The organism is Actinoplanes subtropicus, from assembly GCF_000721705.1.
Lineage (GTDB): Bacteria > Actinomycetota > Actinomycetes > Mycobacteriales > Micromonosporaceae > Actinoplanes > Actinoplanes subtropicus.
This window is the reverse complement of the sequence record NZ_JOJL01000033.1, coordinates 17,541-38,611: the sequence shown is the minus strand read 5'-3', so window position 1 is coordinate 38,611 and position 21,071 is coordinate 17,541. Positions and strand designations below refer to the sequence as shown.

Below are 21,071 nucleotides of genomic sequence, written 5' to 3'. Positions count from 1 at the left end.
GGCATGGAACTGGACTTCGAACGGTGCTACCGAGCCGTGGACAGCCGGGACCAGCGCTTCGACGGCTGGTTCTTCACCGCCGTGACCAGCACGGGAATCTACTGCCGCCCGTCCTGCCCGGCGATCACCCCGAAGCGGGAGAACGTCACGTTCTACCCGTCCGCGGCCGCCGCCCAGCGGGCCGGCTTCCGCGCCTGCAAGCGCTGCCGGCCGGATGCCGCGCCCGGCTCCCCCGAGTGGGACGTGCGGGCCGACCTGGTCGGCCGGGCGATGCGGCTGATCGGCGACGGCGTGGTGGACCGGGAGGGCGTGCCCGGCCTCGCGAGCCGACTGGGCTACACCGAGCGGCACCTCAACCGGATGCTCACCGCCGAACTGGGGGCCGGTCCGCTGGCGCTGGCCCGGGCACAACGGGCGCAGACCGCGCGCATCCTGATCGAGACCACCGACCTCGGCCTCGCGGAGATCGCGTTCGCGTCGGGCTTCGGCAGCGTGCGGCAATTCAACGACACCATTCAGGAGGTGTACGCGCAGCCGCCCTCGCAACTGCGCGAGCGTCGCCCGGTCCGGGCGGCCGAGGCCGGCACCATCAGCCTCCGGCTCGCCTATCGGTCGCCGCTGCATATTCCGGCGCTGCTCGACTTCCTGGACCAGCGGGCGTTGCCGGGTGTGGAGGAACGGTCGGGAAACACGTACCGCCGCGGTCTGGTTTTGCCGCACGGCAGCGCGACGGCCGCGCTCACCCCGGCCGACCGCTGGGTCTCCGCGTCGCTGCGGCTGACCGACGTGCGCGATCTGGCGCCGGCCGTGGCCCGCTGCCGGCGGCTCTTCGATCTGGATGCCGACCCCGACGCCGTCGATGCCACGCTGGGTGCGGACGTCGCGCTGAGCGCTTCGATCAAAACCGAGCCGGGTGTACGGGTACCCCGAGCGGTGGACGGCTTCGAGATGGCCGTGCGCGCGATCGTGGGGCAGCAGGTCAGCGTGGCGGGCGCGCGCACCACGCTGACCCGGATGATCCGCGCGGCCGGCGGTTTCGACGGATCTCAGCTGGTCGGCTTCCCGGCCGCCCGAGCGGTCGCCGACCTGCCCGACTCGGCGTTCGGCATGCCCGCCGCCCGGCGCGAGACGATCCGGCGGCTGGCCGAGGCGGTCGCCGACGGGAAGATCGACCTGGAACCCGGCGCCGACCGGGAGGAATCGGTGGCCCGGCTGATGGAGCTGCCCGGGATCGGGGCGTGGACCGCCGGTTACGTGGCGATGCGCGCGATCGGCGACCCGGATGTCTTCCTGCCGACCGATCTGGCGGTGCGCCGGGGCGCCGCCGCGCTGGGCCTGCCCGCCACACCGAAGGCCCTCGAACGGCACGCCGAGCGGTGGCGGCCCTGGCGATCGTACGCGTTGATCCGCCTGTGGCGCGCCTCCTGAGTTATCCACAGGCGCCGAGAAAGTCGAGCGCGGCCGGCCGCGACGGGCCAGGCTGTGCCCCAACCCCCTGGAGGTAAGCGATGTTGAAGTACCAGACCATGGAGACCCCGGCCGGCCCGCTGACGATCGTGGCCGGCCCGTCCGGCGCGGTGCGCGCCGCCGGCTTCACCGCCGAGGTCGACGAGTTGCTCCCGCTGATCCACTCGTCGTTGGCCAGCGATGCGGAGCCGGCCGACGACGTGGGCCCGGCCGCCGCCCAGGTGCGTTCCTATCTCGACGGTGACCTGGCCGCGCTCGACGCGGTGGCCGTCGAGCAGCACACCGGCGGCGAGTTCATGTCGTATGCCTGGCAGGTGATGCGCGACATCAAGCCGGGCAGCCCGGTGACCTACTCGGAGTTCGCCCGCATGGCCGGCCGCCCCGCGGCGATCCGGGCGGCCGCGGCGGCCTGCGCGCGCAACCCGGTGGCCCTGTTCACCCCGTGCCACCGGGTGCTGCGGCTCGACGGCTCGCTCGGCGGCTACCGCTGGGGCCTCGACGTCAAACGCTGGCTGCTGAAATTCGAGGCCGACCGGAATTGACGGGCTCGTCGTGGCCGACGCCCGTAGCATTCTGCGCATGACTGATACGGGTATGACCGCGCGCGCCGGTCTCCCCGAGCGGCCGTCGCTGGACGGGCTCGAGGGCAAGTGGTCGCGCCGCTGGCAGGAGGAGGGGACGTATACGTTCGACCGCTCGAAGGAGCGCTCGGATGTATATGCCATCGACACGCCTCCGCCGACCGTATCGGGCGAGCTGCACATGGGGCATGTCTTCTCGTACACGCACACCGACACGGTCGCGCGGTTCCAGCGGATGCGCGGCAAGACCGTCTTCTACCCGATGGGCTGGGACGACAACGGCCTGCCCACCGAGCGCCGGGTGCAGAACCGCTACGGCATCCGGTGCGACCCGTCGCTGCCCTACGACCCGGCCTGGCGGCCGCCGGCCACCCCGCCGAAGGAGCCGATCTCCGTCTCCCGGCGGAATTTCGTCGAGATCTGTGCCGAGCTGACCGCTGAGGACGAGAAGGCGTTCGAGGCGCTCTGGCGCATGCTCGGGCTGTCCGTCGACTGGGGACTGACCTACACCACGATCGGGGAGCGGGCCCGCGCCGTCTCGCAGCGCTTCTTCCTCGACAACGTGGCGCGCGGCGAGGCGTATACGGCCGAGGCCCCGACCCTGTGGGACGTCGGCTTCCGCACCGCGGTCGCCCAGGCGGAGCTGGAGGATCGGGAGCGCCCCGGCGCGTACCACAAGCTCCGCTTCCACGGCCCGGACGGCCCGGTCGAGATCGACACCACCCGGCCGGAACTGCTGCCCGCCTGCGTCGCGCTGGTCTTCCACCCGGGCGACGAGCGCTATCGGCACCTGGTCGGCAAGACGGTCAAGACGCCGTTCTTCGACGTCGAGGTCCCGGTGTACGAGCACCCGCTCGCCGCGGCGGACAAGGGCACCGGCATCGCGATGGTCTGCACGTTCGGCGACCTCACCGACGTCACCTGGTGGCGTGACCTGCGGCTGGAAACCCGGGTCGTGCTCGGCCGCGACGGCCGGTTCCTGCCGGACCGCCCGGCCGGGGTTTCCGCGGCGGCCTACGAGCCGTTCGCCGGCCTCACCGTCAACGCGGCCCGGCGCGAGATCGTCCGGCTGCTGCGCGAGGCGGACGATCTGATCGGCGAGCCCCGGCCGATCACCCACCCGGTCAAGTTCTACGAGAAGGGCGACTCACCGCTCGAGATCGTCACCAGCCGGCAGTGGTTCATCCGCAACGGCGGGCGCGAGCCCGAGCTGCGAGAGCGGATGCTGGCTCGGGGACGCGAGCTGCGCTGGTTCCCGGAGCACATGCGACACCGGTACGAGCACTGGGTCACCGGCCTGACCGGGGACTGGCTGATCAGCCGGCAGCGCTTCTTCGGCGTCCCGATCCCGGTGTGGTACCGGCTCGACGACGCTGGCGAACCGGATTACGGCCAGCTTCTCATACCGGACGGATCAGCACTGCCGGTTGACCCGTCCTCGGAGTGTCCGCCCGGCTTCGACGAGTCCCAGCGCGACGTCCCCGGCGGTTTCACGGCCGACCCGGATGTCATGGACACCTGGGCCACCTCGTCGCTGACCCCGCAGATCGTCGGCGGCTGGCACGACGACGATGATCTCTTCCGGCGGGTTTTCCCGATGGACCTCCGGCCGCAGGCCCACGAGATCATCCGGACCTGGCTGTTCTGCACGGTCCTGCGCGCCGACCTGGAAAACGGCGTGCTGCCGTGGCGCAATGCGGTCCTCTCCGGCTGGATCCTCGACCCCGACCGCAAGAAGATGTCCAAGTCCAAGGGCAACGTGGTCACCCCGCTCGACCTGCTCGAGCAGAACGGTTCGGACGCGGTGCGGTACTGGGCGGCGAACGGCCGGCCGGGCGCCGACCTGGCCTACGACCCGGCCCAGATCAAGGTCGGCCGGCGGTTGGCGACCAAGCTGCTCAACGCGTCGAAGTTCGCACTCGGACTGGGCGCGGCCGGGTCGCTGCGGCAGCCGGTGACCGAGCCGATCGACCAGGCCATGCTGGCCCGGCTGGCCGGCGTGGTCAGCGCGGCCACCGAGGCGTTCGACCGCTACGACCACACCGAGGCGCTGCAGGTCACCGAGGCGTTCTTCTGGACGTTCTGCGACGACTACATCGAGCTGGTCAAGGAGCGGGCGTACGCATCCGGTCCGGCGGGCGATTCGGCCCGCGCCGCGCTGGCTGCCGGGCTGTCGGTGCTGCTGCGGTTGTTCGCGCCGGTCCTGCCGTACGTGACGGAGGAGGTGTGGTCGTGGTGGCGGTACGGCTCGGTGCACCGCTCGACCTGGCCGACCCGGTACGAGCTGACCCGGGTCGCGCCCGACGGTGACGAGAGCCTGCTGGAGCTGGCCGGCGAGGCGCTGCGCCAGGTCCGCAAGGCGAAATCGGACCGGAAGCTGTCGATGAAGGCCGAGGTGCCGCTGGCCGAGGCGCTCGGCCCGGCGGCGCTGCTCGACCGGCTCGCCCTGATCGAGGGCGACCTGAAGGCGGCCGGCCGGATCGGCAAGCTCGACCGGCTCCCCGACCGGACGCCCGAGCTGGTCATCGCCTGCGCCTTCTGACCCGCCCTCGATCCGGCCCGCCCTCGATCCGGCCCGCCCTCAATCTGGCCCGCGCGACGCAGCCGGCCGCCGGGTCGGCCCCGCCGCTGGGGTCGGCCCCGCCGCCGGGGTCGGCCCCGCCGCCGGGTCGGCCCCGCCGCTGGGGTCGGCCCCGCCGCTGGGGTCGGCCCCGCCGCCGGGTCGGCCCCGCCGCCGGGTCGGCCCCGCCGCCGGGTCGGCCCCGCCGCCGGGTCGGCCCCGCCGCCGGGTCGGGCCCGAAGCGGTGGCCGGGACCGGCCAAAACGCCGGTCCCGGCCTCGTCGGCCGGGCAGCATGAAGGGCATGTCGATCGCGCCCGAGCAGGTGGAGGCGCCCGCCGCCGACACCGTGCTGTTCCGGTCCTCGCCGTGGCGGACGTTCGCCGCCGTCTTCGGCCTGCTGATGATCTCGTTCGGCGCGGTGTCGCCGCTGGCCGTGCTGCTGACCGGCGGCACCGGCAACCCGTGGTGGCAGACCGCCCTGCAGGCCGGGGCGGTCAGCATCGTGGCGGCCGGCCTCTACGCCTGGTCGACCCGGGGCGCGCTGAAGACCTGGATCCGGATCTCGTCGGGCGGGCTCGAGGTGGCCGCCCAGGACAGCGACCCGATCCTGCTGGCCTGGCCGGACATCGCCCACGTGCAGGTGCGCCGGCAGGGCATCCGCTCGATCCTCGAGGTCACCCCGCTCGACCTGGACCGGGTGCACCCGGTGCAGGGGGACGGGCCGGGCGGGCCGGCGATGACCGAGACCGCCGAGGGGCCGGCCTTCACCGCCGACCTCTCCGAGGTGTGGCCGGGCCCCCGCGCCCTGCGGCGTGAGCTGGCCCGGCACCTCCCACCGGAGAAGCCGGCCGCCTAGCAGACGCGATCGCCCGCAGCCTCGCCTTCGACCCGGACCCCCGTCCGGAAGGCCCCCGACTTCTGAGCCGGGCCTCGCAGCCGGCTAGCAGACCCCGTCCGGGACGCCCCGGCTCAGAAGTCGCCCCCGAAGTCGCCGCCGCCGAAATCGCCGCCGTCGAAGCCGCCGAAGTCCTGGCCACCGTCGTAGCCGCCGTTGTCGAGGTTGCTCGCGTCGTACATGCCGTCGGCGCCGCCGTCGCCGCCGAAGTCCTGCGCGGCGTCCTGGAAGCCGTCCTGGTAGCCGTCGCCGTAGCCCATGTCGCCGAAGCCCGGCGAGAACAGCGCGTCGAAGATCAGCATGCCGCCGAGCACGCCGGCCCCGGCACCGAGCGCCGTCTTCCACACCGGCGTCGAATACCACCCGGCCGGCACCGGACGGCCCTGCACCCGGCCGCCGGGGTAGTAGTACGGCGTGTCGGCCCCGGGCTGCGGGCCGGCCTTGTACTGCTGGCCCTGCACGGTGACCTTGCGCTCGCGGGTCAGTTGGCCGACGCCCTGCGCGGTGGAGAGCGGCGGCAGGTCGGGGCCGGGGTCGAGGCCCATCGCCACCCGGGCCGCCCGCACGTAAGTCAGGCCCTCCAGCGCCGACTCGCGGGCCAGCGCGAACTGGTGCACGGTCTTCGCCTGCTGCAACTGGCCGCCGGCCGCGTTGTAGCGCTCGCCCGCGTCGGCCAGGGCCTGCCGGGCGGCGGCGTCGTCGCCGTGCAGATTCATCAGCTGGCCGCCGAGCCGCTCATACCACCGCTGGGCGTCGGCGCGCGCGTCCTCGAGGCTGCTCTGCTGGCTCGCGGCGCCATTGCGACGCGCGATCATGACCACCAAAAGGACGACGATGACGATGGCCAAGATCAGCAACACGCTCATGTCCCCACGGTACCCTCGCGGTTCTTGTCGTACCGATCTGGCAATCTGCCGGTTGTGACCGTTTCGACGCTGGCCGTGGTGCTCCTCTGTCTGGCGGCCGGCGCCGCCGTCGGCTGGCTCTGGGCCCGGCAGCGGGCGGCGGCCGACATCGCCCGGCTCGAGGCCACCGTCCAGGCCCACCGCGACGGCGAGGAGCGGCTGGAGCAGTCCATGCGCGCCCTGTCGTACGAGTCGGCCGCCCAGTCGCAGGAAGCGGTGGCCCTGGCCGTCGCCCCGCTGCACGACACGCTGCGCCGCTACGAGCAGCGGGTGGCCCAGCTCGAGCGCGAGCGGGTGGATGCCTATGCCGAGCTCCGCGAGCAGGTGCGGCAGATGGGCGCCGTCTCGGGCGAACTGCGTACCGAGACGAAACAGCTGGTGGCGGCGTTGCGGGCGCCGCAGGTGCGGGGCCGCTGGGGCGAGCACCAGCTGCGCCGCGTGGTCGAGGCGGCCGGCCTGCTGGAGCATTGCGACTTCGCCGAGCAGGTCACCGCGGTCGACGACGAGGGCGGCGTGGTCCGGCCCGACCTGGTGGTCCGGCTGCACGGCGGCCGCAGCGTGGTGGTCGACGCCAAGGCGCCGCTGGAGGGCTACCTGGCCGCCGCCGAGGCGCGCGACGAGCGCACCCGGGAGGCGTCCCTCGACCAGCACGCCCGGCACCTGCGCGGGCATGTCGACGCGCTCTCGGCGAAGGAGTATTGGGCCGCCTTCGAGCCCTCCCCCGACTTCGTGGTCCTGTTCGTCCCGGCCGACCCGTTCCTGGACGCGGCGCTGCGGCACGACCCGACGCTGATGGAGCACGCGTTCCGGCGCAATGTCGTGCTGGCCACCCCGGCGACGCTGGTGGCGATGCTGCGGACGGTGGCGTATTCCTGGCGGCAGGAGGAGCTGGCCCGCAACGCGCTGGAGGTGCATGCCCTGGCCCGCGAGCTGTACGCGCGGCTGGCCACCCTCGGCGACCACGTCGGCAAGCTCGGGACGGCGCTGGGCGGGGCGGTCACGGCGTACAACAAAGCGGTTGGCTCTCTGGAATCGCGAGTGCTGGTCAGCGCCCGCAAGCTCGCCGAAATGGGCGTCTCCCGGGAAGAGATGCCGGCGCCGCCGCAGGTCGAGGTGGCCCCGCGTCAGCCTCAGGCGCCCGAGCTCAGCTGAGCCGCGATCGCCCCGCCGATGAGGAGGCAGCCGATTTCCGTCGCCGCGGGGTTTGCGGTGCCGGGAATCGGCTGCCTCCTCATCGGCCCCGAAGCGGCGATCGCCCGCGGAGCGAAGCGGAGCCAGCCGACTCAGCTTTCATGTCGCGGCGCAGCTCCTGGGGCAGGGAGAAGGTCAGCCGCTCCTCGGCGGTGGTGTACTCGGTGACCTCGCCGAAGCCGCGTGATGCGAGGTGCGCCAGCACCTCCATGACCAGGTCTTCCGGCACGCTCGCGCCCGAGGAGACCCCGACGGTGGTGGCCTCGGCGAGCCACTCGTCCTGGATTTCGGAGGCGTAGTCGACCAAGTAGCCCGCCTTGGCCCCGGCGTCGACCGCCACCTCGACCAGGCGCACCGAGTTCGACGAGTTCTTCGAGCCGACGACGATCACCACGTCGCAGTCGGGGGCGATCTCCTTCACCACGTGCTGGCGGTTCTGGGTGGCGTAGCAGATGTCGTCGCTGGGCGGCGACTGCAGCAGCGGCAGCCGGGTCTTGAGCCGGGCCACCGTCTCCATGGTCTCGTCGACCGAGAGCGTGGTCTGCGACAGCCAGACCACCTTGGCCGGGTCGCGCACGACGACCTTGTCGACCGCATCGGGCCCGTCGACCAGCTGGATGTGCGCCGGGGCCTCGCCGGAGGTGCCGATGACCTCCTCGTGGCCCTCGTGGCCGATGAGCAGGATGTCGTAGTCGTCGTTCGCGAAGCGTTTCGCCTCGTGGTGCACCTTGGTGACCAGCGGGCAGGTCGCGTCGATCGCCTTGAGGTTGCGGGTGCGCGCCTGCTCGTGCACCTCGGGGGCGACGCCGTGCGCCGAGAAGACGACGATGGACCCCTCGGGGACCTCCTCGTTCTCCTCCACGAAGATCGCGCCGCGGGCCTCGAGGGTGCTCACCACGTGCTTGTTGTGCACGATCTGCTTGCGTACGTAGACCGGCGCGCCGTAGAGCTTCAACGCCTCCTCGACGGTCTGCACCGCCCGGTCGACGCCGGCACAGTAGCCGCGCGGCTTGGCCAGCAACACACGCTTACGAGGTTCGCTCACCCGGCCATGGTACGTGCCGCCCTCCGGGCCCCGCCCACCTGCGAGATGCGCCACAGTGCCGCCACCGGCGCCTGGTCCTACGGACGGCACGGAGAACCCGGGCCCCTTCGGGGCCGGCGGAGCAGTCGGTGGACTGCGGCATACTCGTGCGGTGGTGGACGAGACGATGATCGATGAGAAGGCGCCCTCGCGGTGGGCCGCGGCCGGTCGGACGGCCCGCTGGCTGCTTGGCGCGTTGTCCCTGGTCTGCGGCGTGACCTGGATTCTGGTCACGGTGCACAGCCCGAGCGCGGCGGTCGACCTGACGGTTGGCGCGGTCTTCGCGGCCGCCGGATTGGTGCTGCTCATGCCGCACCGGATCCGGCTGCCGAGGCTGGTCACCGCGATCGTGATGGCCATGGTGGCGATCGCGGGGGCGGCGGCTGGGCTCGCCCGCGGGACGGTGCGGGTCGGGGAGTACGCCTACATCGCCGACCGCGGCTTCCCGGTCGCCTGGGTGCAGCGGGGCGCGATCGCCGAGGACGCGGCGACGGCCGAGCGGCTGGCCCGCTCCGCGAACTGGACGCTCGACCTCATCTCGCTCGCCACGAACCTGTTGTTCTGGGCGTACGTGGGAATGATCTTTGTGGTTGTCGCCGTGCTGATCCAGCGTAAAGCGCAAGAAAGCCGCCGGTAACCGGCCCTTTGCGGCGATACTCGGTCGCATGGACGACGAGCCGGTAGATCTCGGTCCGCTGGCCTCGTTCCTGATCGTGGCGCGGCTGCTGGCCGGCTGGTGCTGCGTGGCGCTCGGCGGGCTCGGCCTGCTGATGGGCTTCGACGACGCGCGGTACGTGCTCTACCAGGCCGTGCTGCTGCTCGGCGGGCTGGCGCTGCTGGCGTTCCGGCCGATGGTCCGGCGCCCGCGGCCGATCGGCTACCTGGCCGGCGCCGCGGTCACCGCGCTCGGCCTGCTGATCTCCACCCTGCCGGGCGGGTCGCCCGCGGTGTGCTGTCGCCTTTCCGGTTACGCCCATCCGCACGGCTTTCCGCTCGCCTTCCTCGCCGCCGGTCATCTCGACCCGTGGCGAGCGTTCGCCGATCTGCTCTTCTGGCTCCTCGTCGGCCTGTTTCCGCTGGTCGCGCTCGCTCAGCTGTGGCCGGCGCCGCCGCCCGCGCCCCGTCCCGAGCGGCCGGTCACCCCGAGCGCCGGCCACGCCGAACAGCGGGCCGAGGTGGCGGACGACGAGAATGTCGGGGGTCTTCCGTAATCTGGCCCGGTGAGTGAGCCCGAGCCGACCGCGACGCCGAAGAGCACCGCCGACGAGCCCTGGCCGGTCCGCGTCGTCAGTCAGAAGGTCGGCGCCTGGATAGCCAAGCTCGGCTGGGTCTGGGTCGACGGCCAGGTCGCCCAGATCAGTCGCCGCCCCGGCTCGTCGGTGGTGTTCCTGACGCTGCGCGACCCCTCGGCCGATCTCAGCCTCACCGTCACCGCCCACCGCGACGTGCTCGACGCCGGCGCCCCCGAGCTGGCCGAGGGTGCCCGGGTCACGCTGCACGCCAAGCCGGAGTTCTACCCGGCCCGCGGCACGCTCAGCCTGCGCGCCGACGAGATTCGCCAGGTCGGCCTGGGCGAGCTGCTGGCCCGGCTGGAGCGGCTGAAAAAGCACCTCGCCGCCGAGGGCCTGTTCGCCCGCGAGCGCAAGCGCCGGCTGCCGTTCCTGCCGCAGCGGATCGGCCTGATCACCGGCCGGGCCAGCGCCGCCGAGCGGGATGTGCTGATGAATACCCGGCGCCGCTGGCCGGCCGTCGATTTCCGGGTGATCAATGTGCCGGTCCAGGGCCCCACCGCCGTGCCGCAGATCATCGACGCGCTCAAGGTGCTGGACAACGACGAGACCATCGACGTCATCGTGATCGCCCGCGGCGGCGGCAGCGTGGAAGATCTGCTGCCGTTCTCCGACGAGGCGCTGTGCCGGGCGGTCTTCGGGGCGCGCACCCCGGTGGTCAGCGCGATCGGGCACGAGACCGACGCGCCGCTGCTCGACTACGTGGCCGACCTGCGCGCCTCCACCCCGACCGATGCGGCCAAGCGCATCGTGCCCGACCTGGCCGAGGAACGGCAGCTCATCGACATCGCCCGCCGCCGCATCGAGCGGTCGGTGCTGACCCTGATCGAGCGCGAGGAGCATCGGCTCGCCTCCTGGCGGTCCCGGCCCTCGCTGGCCCGCCCCGAGCTGCTGGTCGACCAGCGCGCGGCCGAGGTGACCGGGCTGCGCGAGCGGGCGGTCCGCAGCCTCGAGCACCGGCTGCGCCGGGCCGACGACGACCTGCGGCACACCCTGGCCCGGCTGCGGGCGCTGTCCCCGGCGGCGACCCTGCAGCGGGGTTACGCGATCGTGCAGCGCGCCGACGGCCACGTGGTCCGCGCGGCGGGCGAGGTGCACAGCGACGACCCGATCCGCGTGCGCCTCGCCGAGGGCGAGCTGCGAGCGACGGTCACCGACACCGATCCATCGGCCGAGGAGAAGACATGACCGACAACACCCTGTCGTACGAGCAGGCCCGCACCGAGCTCGCCAGCGTGGTGGAGCGTCTGGAGCAGGGCGGCAGCTCGCTGGAGGAGTCGCTCGCCCTGTGGGAGCGCGGCGAGAAACTGGCCGACGTCTGCCAGCGGTGGCTGGACGGCGCCCGGGAGCGGATCGACGCCGCCCGGGCCGCCCGCGCCGACGCCACCGACTGACCGGCGATCGCTCGCCGACGAATCGGGAATTTCCGATCTGTCAGGCCAGCGAGGAGGCGAGCGTCTGAAGGTTCGTGCGGTCGGCCTTGCCCACCACGATGATCGTCCGGGTCGGCTCGGTCAGCACCAGCGCCGTCTCCCCCGGCCGTCCGTCGTAGACCCGCCAGACCCCGGCCGGCGTACGGTAGTTGCCCAGCGCCTTACCGCCGCTGCCCAGCTCGGCGGGGAGCAGAGTGTCCGGCGGGACGCTGCTCTCGATCAACTGCATCGATTCCTTGCCGGGGTCGACGTAGCCGATCCGCAGCGTCGCCCCGCCGTTCTCCCGCCGGAAGGTCGCGCTCGCGGTGTGCCAGTCGTTCCCGAGCCCGCGCGGCACGGCCACGGTGAAGACGGCCGCCTGCTGCGCCTCCTGGATCGTCGGCGTGGCATCGACGGTGATCGGCGCGTCCCCGCTCAGCACCACCCGATAGAAGACCAGCAGGAGCGCGATCGGCACCAGCAGCACGGTCAGCGACAACACCATGTCCCGCGGCGAGCGCTCCTGCCCGCGGCCGAGCCGGGTCGGCGCCTCCTCGGTGGGCACGCCGTCCGGCAGGCTCTCTTTGCTCTCGGTGCTCGGGGCTGGTTCCACGCACCCATTGTTAACCATGTCGCTGATGCGGGACTTTGCGCATCCGGGCATGTGAGGATCGGTGGACTACCAGCCCCGCAACGTCGCGAGGAGGCGCACTTATGCCTGCCCGTTTTCCGCAGGATCTCGACCGCAACATCGCCCTCGACCTGGTCCGCGTGACCGAGGCCGCCGCCATGGCGGCCGGCCGCTGGGTGGGCCGCGGCGACAAGAACGGCGGCGACGGCGCCGCCGTCGACGCCATGCGCAAACTGATCAATTCGATCCAGATGCGCGGCACCGTGGTGATCGGCGAGGGCGAGAAGGACGAAGCCCCGATGCTCTTCAACGGCGAGCAGGTGGGCGACGGCACCGGCCCCGAGGTGGACGTGGCGGTCGACCCGATCGACGGCACGACCCTGATGAGCAAGGGCATGCCGGGCTCGGTGAGCGTTCTGGCGGTGGCCGAGCGGGGCGCGATGTTCGACCCGAGCGCCGTCTTCTACATGGAGAAGATCGCGGTCGGCCCGGACTGCGCCGACGTCATCGACATCAACGCCCCCACGGCCGAGAACCTGCGCCGGATCGCCAAGGCCAAGCGGTCGACCGTCTCCGACGTGACGGTCTGCATCCTCGACCGGCCCCGGCACGGCCAGTTGGTCGAGGAGGTACGCCAGGCCGGCGCCAACATCAAGTTCATCTCGGACGGCGACATCGCGGGCGCCATCTCGGCCGCGCGGATGGAGTCCGATGTGGACGTGCTGATGGGCATCGGCGGCACCCCCGAGGGCATCACCGCGGCCTGCGCCCTGAAGTGCCTGGGCGGCATGATCCAGGCCAAGCTGTGGCCGCGGGACGACGCCGAGCGGGAGAAGGCGCTGGCCGGCGGCCATGACCTGGACCGGGTGCTGACCACCGACGACCTGGTCACCGGCGACAACTGCTTCTTCGTGGCCACCGGCGTCACCTCGGGCGATCTGCTGAAGGGGGTCCGGTACCGCTCCGGCGGCGCGCACACCCAGTCGATCGTGATGCGGTCGAAGAGCGGCACGATCCGGGTGATCGACTCGTACCACCGCCTGGAGAAGCTGGCCCTCTACTCGGCGGTCGACTTCGACGGCCACCTGCCGACGGTCCCGATGGGTGAGCCGGTCATCTGATAGTCAGCCCTACTGATGATCAGTTAGCATGAGGAACATGCTGACGATCGGCTGGAAAGCGTCCCCACAGCACTTCACCATCGGCGACTATCGCGAACTCTGGCGCCTGGTCGACGCCGGGGGCTTCGACAGTTGCTGGGTCTTCGACCACCTGCGCCCGATGGGCCGGGATCGCAGCGGCGACATCTTCGAGGCTTGGACCATCCTCGCCGCGATGGCCGAGGCAACGTCGCGGGTTCGCGTCGGCACCCTGGTGTCGAGCAACCTCTACCGGCACCCGGCCCTGCTGGCCAAGATGGCGGCCACCGTGGACCACGTCAGCGGTGGCCGCCTCGACCTCGGCCTGGGTGCCGGCGGCGATCCCGGCATCGACCCGGCCATCGGGCTGGCCGGCCTGTCCGGCCGCGAGCGGGTCGAGCGCCTGAACGAATCCGCCCAGATCCTCCGCAGCCTCTGGACGCGGCCCGTGACGACCTTCCCGGGAAAGCACTACCAACTCCTCGAAGTACCGGCCGATCCCAAACCGGTGCAACAGCCGATGCCGTTGTGGCTGGCCAGCAACGGCGAGCGCCGCGGACTGCGGGTCGTGGCCGAGCGGGCCACCGGTTGGCTGACGGCGACGTTCGACACCGCGCCCGGCGACCTGGCCCGTTTGATGGGGGTATTGAATCAACACTGCGAGGCGGTCGGCCGCGATCCGGGCACCCTCCGCCGCGGCGTCCAGTTCCCCGTGCCGGAGAGCGATGATGAGATCCTCGAAGCCGTCGGGGCGTTCGGGCGGGCGGGCTTCACCGACCTGGTGCTGATGCCTCGCGGCGGTGGCCTCGACCGCGTGGCCGCCGTCGGAACCCTGCTGCCAAGGATGCGAGAGTGCTTCAAGACCGCCTCGGGTACCTCCTGAAACACGCTCAGTCGGCGCTGGCCGCGCGCACCGCGGCCGCGCTGGAGCCGCTGAACATCAACGGTCGCGAGCTGGCCGTCCTGTCGGTGCTGGGCGCCGCCGAGCCGCTGGCCCAGCAACAGGCGGCGACCAAGCTGAGCGTGGACCGTACGACCATGGTCGACCTGGTGGACGCCCTGGAACGGAAGGGCCTGGTGGAGCGCCGCGCGGACCCGGCCGACCGGCGGCGCAACCTGGTCCACCTGACCCCGGACGGCGAGACGACGCTGGCCGAGGGCAACCGCCGCTACCAGGAGATCGAGAACGCGCTGCTGACCGGCCAGGAGGCCGACGACCTCAAGCGGCTCTTACGCCGGCTGCTGGGCGATTAGATGTCGGTGAGCGTGGGCGTGTAGAGCGCCGGCTGCTGCTTCTTGACCCTCTTCCGCCGGAACAGGACCGCCGCGATGACGCCGCCGAGCAGCCCGAGCAGGTGGCCCTGCCAAGAGATCGGCTGGTCGGTCGGCAGGATGTTGTAGAGCTGGTACCAATACAGCAGCCCGATGAAGGCGGCCACCCCGAGGTTCCACCAACTGCGCTCGACCAGTCCGCGGGCCAGCAGCAGCCCGAGGTAACCGAAGATGACGCCGCTGGCGCCGACCACCACGCTGTTCGGGTCGCCGACGAACCACACGCCCAGCCCACTGACCAGCATGATCACGAAGGTCGACCAGATGAACCGCCGCCCGCCGCCGGCCAGCGCGAACGTGCCGACCAGGATCAGCGGGACGGCGTTGCCGTACAGATGGTCCCAGCCGGCGTGCAGGAACGGGCTGAACAGCACGCCGTCGAGCCCGGCGAGGTGGTGCGGGATGATGCCGCCGGCCACGTCGAGCCGGCCGTGCCCGATGCCCCGGTCGACGGCCTCGATCAGGAACAGGAACGGGATGACCGCGCACATGGTCACGAAGGCGCGCCCCAGGGCGGCATAGAACGCCTCCGTGCCGAACCGGGTCGCATCTGACTGAGCGTCCGCACCGCCGTAACTCATGGTCCCCATGGTTCCAGGCGGCGGCAACGCCTGCCAGGTCAGCTCAGCCTACGGGTGGCCTTGCGGATGTCGTCGCGGAACGCGGAGATCTGCGTGTAGACGCCCGGATAGCCGTCCCGGGCGCAGCCGAGCCCCCAGCTCACGATGCCGACCTGGACCCACTCGCCGGTCGCGTCGCGGCCGACCATCGGGCCGCCGGAGTCGCCCTGGCAGGTGTCCACGCCCGGCCGGCCGGCGCAGATCGACTCGGAGGCGACCAGCTTGACGCCGGCCTTCCGGTACTCGGCCGCGCAGGTGGCGTCGGGGACGGTGGGCACGGTCGCGTAGTGCAGCTTCCGCTCCTGCCGCATCGAGTCCTCGCGGGTCTGTCCCCACCCCATCACCACGAACTCACCCTCCCCGACGTCGCCCCGGACCAGCGGCAGCGTGGGCAGGCCGAGCGGGCGGTCGAGCCGGATCAGGGCCCAGTCGTCGCCGCGGGTCTCGTCCCGGAAGCCGGGGGCGCGGAACACGGTGACCGAGTGGGCGACGATCGCCTGGCGGGACTTGAGGTCGACCGCGCCGGCGACCACCTTGATGCCGGTGGTCGGGCCGGTGCCGTCGACGCAGTGCCCGGCGGTCAGCACCACCCGGGGCGCGGTCAGGGCTCCGCCGCAGCCCATCGAGAGCCGCACCATCCACGGGAACTTGCCGGGCGGGGCGATGGCCCCGCCGACGACCTCGGTCACCGGCCTCGGCACCGGACTCGCATTCGCCGGAACCTCGGAGGCCGCCGCCACGCTCGCGATGACACCAATGAGGACGAGCGCGATATTTCGGACCATGTGGACATTTGATCACAGCAAAACGGGCCGCGCGGTGTGCGCCGCGCGGCCCGTTTCCGCGCTAGTACCAGCCCGTACTCTCCGAATGGGACCAAGCCCCACACGGGGTGCTGTAGCGGTTCTTGATGTAATCCAGACCCCACTTGATCTGGGTGGCGGGGTTGGTCTTCCAGTCGGAACCGAACGCCGCCATCTTCTTGCCGGGCACCGCCTGCGGCACGCCGTACGCCCCGGAACTGCTGTTCGTGGACTTGTAGTTCCAGCCGCTCTCCCGGGTCCACAGCTTGTCCAGGCAGGGGAACTGATCGATCTTGTACCCGGCGGCGAGCATCAGCGCGCAGCCGGTCTGCCGGGCGCCGCTGTAGTCGTTGCAGGAGTCCGGGATCGGTCCGGTGTAGGCGACCGGTCCACCGCTGCTGCTACTGCTGCTGGCGTCGGCCTTCTTCTTGGCGGCATCCGCCGCGGCCTTCGCCGCGATGGCCTTGGTCTCGAGAGCGTGCGCCTTGCCGGCGGCGTCCTTCGCCTCGGCGGCCGCCTTCTCGGCGGCGTCACCCTCCGCCTCGCGCTGGAACGCGCGGGCCGCGGCGTGCTGCGCCTGACGCTGCTTGAGCAGCTGCATGTCGAGGACATCCACTTGGACGACGTTCGACGCTTCGGAATGCTGCTGTGGTGCCTGGACCACGCGGTCCTTGCCGAGGTACACGCCGCCGATCAGGCCCGCCACCAGCAGACCGACCGACGCGGAACGTACTCCGACGCGGCTCCATGGCCGACTCACGAAGTATCCCTTCGTCGGGGGCAGGGACGCGGCACGCCCGGCCGCCCTGACGGCGGTTGGCCGTGCCGCGAGCACCGCGACCACTCGGGCCGGACCCCGGTCTCCTTCGATCGAGGCGGTGGCCCGACGTCGATCTCCGACGAAGATGACCACGCGATGGCGCTCGCCGAACACCATTGCGCAACGTGAAGTGGATGTGAAATGCCGACGCACTCTTGTGAGGTTGCTCACACTCAATTTACGCGCAAACCGGTCGAAAGTTCGCCCGGCCAGGGGTCACCTCACAGGGGAATATCCTCCAGCAGATCGGTGACCACCTCGGCGATCGGCGACCGCTCGGACCTCGTCAAGGTCACGTGCGCGAAGATCGGATGCCCCTTCAGCGCCTCGATCACCGCGGTCACGCCGTCGTGCCGGCCGACCCGCAGGTTGTCCCGCTGGGCGACGTCGTGGGTGAGCACCACCCGCGACCCCTGGCCGATACGGGAGAGCACGGTGAGCAACACGTTGCGTTCGAGGGACTGCGCCTCGTCGACGATCACGAACGCGTCGTGCAGGCTGCGGCCGCGGATGTGGGTCAGCGGCAGCACCTCGAGCATGCCGCGGGCGATGACCTCCTCCATCACGTTCCCGTGCACCACCGCGCCGAGGGTGTCGAAGACCGCCTGCGCCCAGGGCGACATCTTCTCCGACTCGGTGCCGGGCAGGTAGCCCAGCTCCTGGCCGCCGACCGCGTACAGCGGGCGGAAGACGATCACCTTCTTGTGGCGGTTGCGCTCCATGGTGGCCTCGAGACCGGCGCACAGCGCCAGCGCCGACTTGCCGGTGCCGGCCCGGCCGCCCAGCGAGACGATGCCGATCGACTCGTCCAGCAGCAGGTCCAGCGCGACGCGCTGCTCGGCCGAGCGGCCGCGCAGGCCGAACGCCTCCCGGTCGCCGCGGACCAGGCGTACCGTCTTGTCCGGGTTGACCCGGCCGAGGGCCGAGCCCTTCGACGAGTGGATCACCAGGCCGGTGTGGCAGGGCAGGCGCTCGGCCTCCTCGAGCTCCAGCTCCTCGCCGGCGTAGAGCGCCGAGACCTGCTCCTCGGCGAGCTTGAGGTCGGCCATGCCGGTCCAGGTCGGGTCGCTGGCCTGGCCGTGGCGGTACTCGTCGGCAGTGAGACCGACCGAGGCGGCCTTGACCCGTAGCGGCATGTCCTTGCTGACCAGCGTGACCTCCCGGCCCTCGGCGGCCAGGCCGAGCGCCACGGAGAGGATGCGGGTGTCGTTCGAGTCGTTGCGGAACCCGTGCGGGAGCACACTCTGGTCGGCGTGGTTGAGCTCCACGCGCAACGTGCCGCCCTCGTCGTTGCAGAGCACTGGCTGGTCGAGCCGGCCGAACTTGATGCGCAACTCGTCCAGCATGCGCAGCGCCTGCCGCGCGAACCAGCCCAGCTCCGGGTGATGACGCTTGCCCTCCAACTCCGTGATGACCACGAGTGGGATGACCACCTCGTGATCGGTGAACCGGCGGAAGGCCGCCGGGTCGGACAGCAGGACCGAGGTGTCCAACACAAAAACACGGCCCGTCGGGGCCGGTTCGGCGTCAGCGTGGCGATCGCGGGGTGCGCGTCGCGTGGCTGCGCGGGTGCTGGAAGGGGTGCCCTCGGCGTCAGAACGGCGTGGTGTCACAGGCCTGCTCCAGCGGGCGTGCAACCCGTCGACGCCCGCGTCCGCACCCTCCGGCGGCCGGCTGTTGCACGGGGTCGGATTGCGAGGCCCCGTGGCGCACTTGTCGCAGGTCCGGGCCGTCCGGCTGACTCGGGATGACCCCGCGTCATGACTAGAACGCTAGCGGTCAACTGCCCGCCGCGGTAGTACGCAAAACCCGGCTCACGGCAATTTCTCAGGCCGCCATCCGGACTTCCGGCAGGTAATCTGACGTCGTGGCAGAGACTCCGCGTCCGAACCATCCGCCGAGCATCGCCGACGCCTGGGCCGTCACGGTCGAGCGGGCGGCGGAGACCACTTTCTTCTTCGACTTCGACGGTGTGCTGTCCCCGGTCACCGACGACCCCGACGCGTCCCAGCCGGTCGCGGCCGTGCCCGGGGTGCTCGAGCGCCTGGCGACCGCCGTAGGCCGGGTGGCGATCGTCTCGGCCCGCCCGGTGAGCTTCCTGCGGTCCCGGTTCGGGTCGCTGGAGCGCGTCGACCTGTACGGGCTCTACGGGCTCGAGGTGTGGCACGAGGGCGACGTGGTGACCGAGCCGGCCGCCCTGCCCTGGATCCCGGCCATGTCCGACCTCGCCGAGCGGGCCCGGGCCGAGCTGCCCGCGCAGATCCTCGTCGAGTACAAGAGGCTGTCGGTGGCCCTGCATTACCGTACGGCGCCGCAGCTGGCCGTCGAGGTGGAGCGCTGGGGCCACGAGCAGGCCGAGCGGCTGGGCCTGCGGGTCCAGGGCGGCCGCATGGTGATCGAGCTGAAGCCGCCGGTCGACCAGGACAAGGGCATGGTCATCACCGAGGGCGTCCGGAACGCGGACTGCGCCTGGTATTTCGGCGACGACATGTCCGACATCAAGGCGTTCGACGCGCTGCGTGCCCGCGAGGCGGTCGACCCCGGCTTCTTCGGCGTCGCGGTCGCGGTGGCCAACCCGGAGACCGGGGCCGAGGTCTCCAGCGCCGCCGACCTGACGCTGGAGTCCCCGGACGCGGTCGCCGAGTTCCTCGCCGACGGCCTGCTCCGCTTCTGAACTACTGGTACTTGAAGGACCCCACCAGGCCGCTCAGCTCGCCCGACTCGCGGACCAGGCTCTGCGCGGTCGTCTGGGTGGTCCGCGCGCCGACGCTGGCCCGGTCGGCGGCCTGCGCCACGTCGCCGATCGACATGGCGATCTCGCCTGCGCCGACCGCGGTCTCGCTGACGTTGCGGGCCATCTCGGTCGTGGTGGCGGTCTGCTCCTCGATCGCCGAGGCGATGGTCAGCTGGGTGTCGTTGATCTCCTGCACCACCTGGCTGATCCGGGTGATCGCGGTGGTGGCCGCCCGGCTGTTGACGGTGATCGCGGCCACCTTGGCGGCGATCTCGTCGGTCGCCGTGGCGGTCTGCTCGGCCAGGGTCTTCACCTCGCCCGCCACGACCGCGAAGCCCTTGCCCGACTCCCCGGCCCGGGCCGCCTCGATGGTCGCGTTCAGGGCGAGCAGGTTGGTCTGCTCGGCGATCGCGGTGATCAGGTCGACCACCGACTGGATCTCGGTCGCCGACCCGCCGAGCTGGGCGATCGTGGTGCCGGCCTCCTCGGCCGCGCGCACCCCGTTCTCGACGATGGTGGTCGCCCGCGCCGCGCTCTGCGAGATCTGCGCGATCGACGCGGTCAGCTCCTCGGCCGAGGCCGCCATCGTCGAGACGATCGCGGACACCTCCTCGGCGCTGCTGCTCACCGCGGCCGCCCGCGAGCTGGTCTGCTCGGCGCCGCCGGACAGGTCGGCGCTGACCGCGTCGAGCTCGGCCGCGGCGTCGGTGAGCCGGCGCCCGCTCGCCGCCACGGCGACGACGAGGGCCTGCATCCGGTCGGCGAACCGGTTGAAGCCGCCGGCCGCCTGGGCCACCTCGTCCCGGCCGTGGTCCTCGATCCGCTGGGTCAGGTCGCCGTCGCCGTCGGCGATCTCGGCCAGCCGGCTGTTCAGCGACGCGAGCGGCCGGATGATCGAACGGGTGAGCAGGACGGCCAGGGCCGCGCCGAGCACCGCCGCGGCCAGGCCCATCAGCACCATCAGCGGGATGGTGGAGTCGGCCGTCGACTCGGCGTCGCGGACCGCGGCGGCCGACTCGGTGGAGATGCGCCCGGTGAGCGTGTCGATGTCGTTCGCGATGCTGTCGAAGACCTTGATCTCGTCCTCGGCGACCAGCTTGTCGGCCCGGGCCCGGCCGGCCGCGGAGGCGGTCCGATAGGCCGCCACCACCTGCTTGTCCAGGGCCAGGAACCGGTCGAAGGACTGCGTGACCCGGTCGAGCGTCGCCCGCTCGGCCGGCCTCAGCGGGCTGTCGGCCAACGCGGCCAGCTCGCGCCGGAACGCGTCGGCCGAGGCCAGGAACGCCGACCGGGAGGCGCCGGTGTCGTCGGCCGCGCCCTCGACACCGCGGGAGACGTCGAAGGCGTACGCGGTCTGCCAGCCGTTGAAGTCCGCGGCCCGGAACTTGACCTGGCTCGCCCGCTCGGTCAGCTCCTGGTATGCGCCGAGCGTGCGGACCGCGTCCCGCTCCCGGATCATGGCGCGCACGCTGAGCGCGACCACGCCGCTCAGCAGGGCGAACAGCACGAGCAGCACGGTCACGAGTCGCGTGCTGATGCGCAACCGACGCAGAACATTGATCATCGACGAGCCTCCCCCGACGGCCGCCAGCCGGCCACCCGGAAA

21 protein-coding genes are annotated in these 21,071 nt (G+C 71.8%); 13 read left to right on the top strand and 8 right to left on the bottom strand.

Annotated elements, in window-relative coordinates; genetic code table 11:
* The first annotated feature begins 3 nt into the window (after positions 1-3).
* The 4 genes from IH26_RS0138860 to IH26_RS0138845 all read left to right on the top strand — a co-directional run bounded on the left by IH26_RS0138860 (position 4) and on the right by IH26_RS0138845 (position 5,466).
* Complete coding sequence (locus IH26_RS0138860; protein ID WP_030441295.1) at positions 4-1,428, top strand: DNA-3-methyladenine glycosylase 2 family protein; 1,425 nt, start codon at positions 4-6, stop codon at positions 1,426-1,428.
* A gap of 80 nt (positions 1,429-1,508) precedes the next feature.
* The gene (locus IH26_RS0138855; protein WP_030441294.1) at positions 1,509-2,009 is read left to right on the top strand and encodes a methylated-DNA--[protein]-cysteine S-methyltransferase; all 501 of its coding nucleotides are present in this window, start codon (positions 1,509-1,511) and stop codon (positions 2,007-2,009) included.
* A gap of 37 nt (positions 2,010-2,046) precedes the next feature.
* Positions 2,047-4,590, top strand: coding sequence for a valine--tRNA ligase (valS, locus tag IH26_RS0138850; RefSeq protein WP_030441293.1), 2,544 nt, complete (start codon positions 2,047-2,049; stop codon positions 4,588-4,590).
* A gap of 321 nt (positions 4,591-4,911) precedes the next feature.
* Complete coding sequence (locus IH26_RS0138845) at positions 4,912-5,466, top strand: hypothetical protein (RefSeq protein WP_030441292.1); 555 nt, start codon at positions 4,912-4,914, stop codon at positions 5,464-5,466.
* A gap of 113 nt (positions 5,467-5,579) precedes the next feature.
* Here the strand turns inward: IH26_RS0138845 and IH26_RS0138840 are convergent, their stop codons facing one another.
* Positions 5,580-6,371 carry a hypothetical protein gene (locus tag IH26_RS0138840; RefSeq protein WP_030441291.1) on the bottom strand — a complete coding sequence of 264 codons (792 nt, stop codon included), beginning with the start codon at positions 6,369-6,371 and terminating at the stop codon, positions 5,580-5,582.
* Between the two features lie 54 nt (positions 6,372-6,425).
* On the opposite strand from IH26_RS0138840, the gene IH26_RS0138835 reads away from it, so the two are divergent.
* A complete protein-coding gene (locus IH26_RS0138835; RefSeq protein ID WP_030441290.1) occupies positions 6,426-7,562 on the top strand; it encodes a DNA recombination protein RmuC in 1,137 nt (378 codons plus the stop codon).
* A gap of 79 nt (positions 7,563-7,641) precedes the next feature.
* Here IH26_RS0138835 and IH26_RS0138830 read toward each other — a convergent pair whose 3' ends face one another.
* Positions 7,642-8,700 (bottom strand): 4-hydroxy-3-methylbut-2-enyl diphosphate reductase, encoded by a 1,059-nt coding sequence (locus tag IH26_RS0138830; protein ID WP_084599458.1) that lies wholly within the window; start codon positions 8,698-8,700, stop codon positions 7,642-7,644.
* A 97-nt stretch (positions 8,701-8,797) separates the two neighbouring features.
* Here IH26_RS0138830 and IH26_RS0138825 point away from each other — a divergent pair, with 97 nt between their 5' ends.
* From IH26_RS0138825 to IH26_RS0138810, 4 genes are read left to right on the top strand one after another with little or no spacing between them, the layout of a single operon-like run.
* The gene (locus tag IH26_RS0138825; RefSeq protein WP_030441288.1) at positions 8,798-9,322 is read left to right on the top strand and encodes a hypothetical protein; all 525 of its coding nucleotides are present in this window, start codon (positions 8,798-8,800) and stop codon (positions 9,320-9,322) included.
* 28 nt (positions 9,323-9,350) lie between these two features.
* The gene (locus IH26_RS0138820; RefSeq protein ID WP_030441287.1) at positions 9,351-9,896 is read left to right on the top strand and encodes a hypothetical protein; all 546 of its coding nucleotides are present in this window, start codon (positions 9,351-9,353) and stop codon (positions 9,894-9,896) included.
* A 9-nt stretch (positions 9,897-9,905) separates the two neighbouring features.
* On the top strand, positions 9,906-11,162 hold the full coding sequence (xseA, locus tag IH26_RS0138815; protein WP_030441286.1) for an exodeoxyribonuclease VII large subunit: 1,257 nt from the start codon (positions 9,906-9,908) through the stop codon (positions 11,160-11,162).
* Complete coding sequence (locus IH26_RS0138810) at positions 11,159-11,368, top strand: exodeoxyribonuclease VII small subunit (RefSeq protein ID WP_030441285.1); 210 nt, start codon at positions 11,159-11,161, stop codon at positions 11,366-11,368. Before xseA ends, IH26_RS0138810 begins: the two co-directional genes overlap by 4 nt.
* Before the next feature lie 40 nt (positions 11,369-11,408).
* On the opposite strand, the gene IH26_RS54515 is transcribed toward IH26_RS0138810, so the two are convergent.
* On the bottom strand, positions 11,409-11,999 hold the full coding sequence (locus IH26_RS54515; protein ID WP_245665886.1) for a DUF4245 domain-containing protein: 591 nt from the start codon (positions 11,997-11,999) through the stop codon (positions 11,409-11,411).
* 101 nt (positions 12,000-12,100) lie between these two features.
* On the opposite strand from IH26_RS54515, the gene glpX reads away from it, so the two are divergent.
* From glpX to IH26_RS0138790, 3 genes are read left to right on the top strand one after another with little or no spacing between them, the layout of a single operon-like run.
* On the top strand, positions 12,101-13,138 hold the full coding sequence (gene glpX, locus IH26_RS0138800) for a class II fructose-bisphosphatase (protein ID WP_030441283.1): 1,038 nt from the start codon (positions 12,101-12,103) through the stop codon (positions 13,136-13,138).
* A gap of 37 nt (positions 13,139-13,175) precedes the next feature.
* Positions 13,176-14,039 (top strand): LLM class flavin-dependent oxidoreductase, encoded by an 864-nt coding sequence (locus tag IH26_RS0138795; protein ID WP_030441282.1) that lies wholly within the window; start codon positions 13,176-13,178, stop codon positions 14,037-14,039.
* Entirely contained in the window at positions 14,009-14,410 is a 402-nt protein-coding gene (locus IH26_RS0138790) for a MarR family winged helix-turn-helix transcriptional regulator (RefSeq protein ID WP_030441281.1), read from the top strand. Before IH26_RS0138795 ends, IH26_RS0138790 begins: the two co-directional genes overlap by 31 nt.
* Here the strand turns inward: IH26_RS0138790 and IH26_RS0138785 are convergent.
* The 4 genes from IH26_RS0138785 to phoH2 all read right to left on the bottom strand — a co-directional run bounded on the left by IH26_RS0138785 (position 14,407) and on the right by phoH2 (position 18,344).
* Positions 14,407-15,069, bottom strand: a complete 663-nt coding sequence (locus IH26_RS0138785) for a rhomboid family intramembrane serine protease (protein WP_030441280.1) — start codon at positions 15,067-15,069, stop codon at positions 14,407-14,409. The two genes, IH26_RS0138790 and IH26_RS0138785, sit on opposite strands and share 4 nt — an antisense overlap.
* A gap of 38 nt (positions 15,070-15,107) precedes the next feature.
* Positions 15,108-15,893, bottom strand: a complete 786-nt coding sequence (locus IH26_RS0138780; protein ID WP_030441279.1) for a S1 family peptidase — start codon at positions 15,891-15,893, stop codon at positions 15,108-15,110.
* 61 nt (positions 15,894-15,954) lie between these two features.
* On the bottom strand, positions 15,955-16,848 hold the full coding sequence (locus tag IH26_RS0138775) for an aggregation-promoting factor C-terminal-like domain-containing protein (protein WP_425394436.1): 894 nt from the start codon (positions 16,846-16,848) through the stop codon (positions 15,955-15,957).
* A 104-nt stretch (positions 16,849-16,952) separates the two neighbouring features.
* Positions 16,953-18,344 carry an RNA 5'-3' helicase PhoH2 gene (gene phoH2, locus IH26_RS0138770; protein ID WP_030441277.1) on the bottom strand — a complete coding sequence of 464 codons (1,392 nt, stop codon included), beginning with the start codon at positions 18,342-18,344 and terminating at the stop codon, positions 16,953-16,955.
* Between the two features lie 254 nt (positions 18,345-18,598).
* Between phoH2 and otsB the strand changes: the two genes are divergently transcribed.
* Positions 18,599-19,405, top strand: coding sequence for a trehalose-phosphatase (otsB, locus tag IH26_RS0138765; protein ID WP_030441276.1), 807 nt, complete (start codon positions 18,599-18,601; stop codon positions 19,403-19,405).
* A 1-nt stretch (position 19,406) separates the two neighbouring features.
* Here otsB and IH26_RS0138760 read toward each other — a convergent pair whose 3' ends face one another.
* Entirely contained in the window at positions 19,407-21,029 is a 1,623-nt protein-coding gene (locus IH26_RS0138760; RefSeq protein ID WP_084599457.1) for a methyl-accepting chemotaxis protein, read from the bottom strand.
* Between the last annotated feature and the right edge of the window lie 42 nt (positions 21,030-21,071).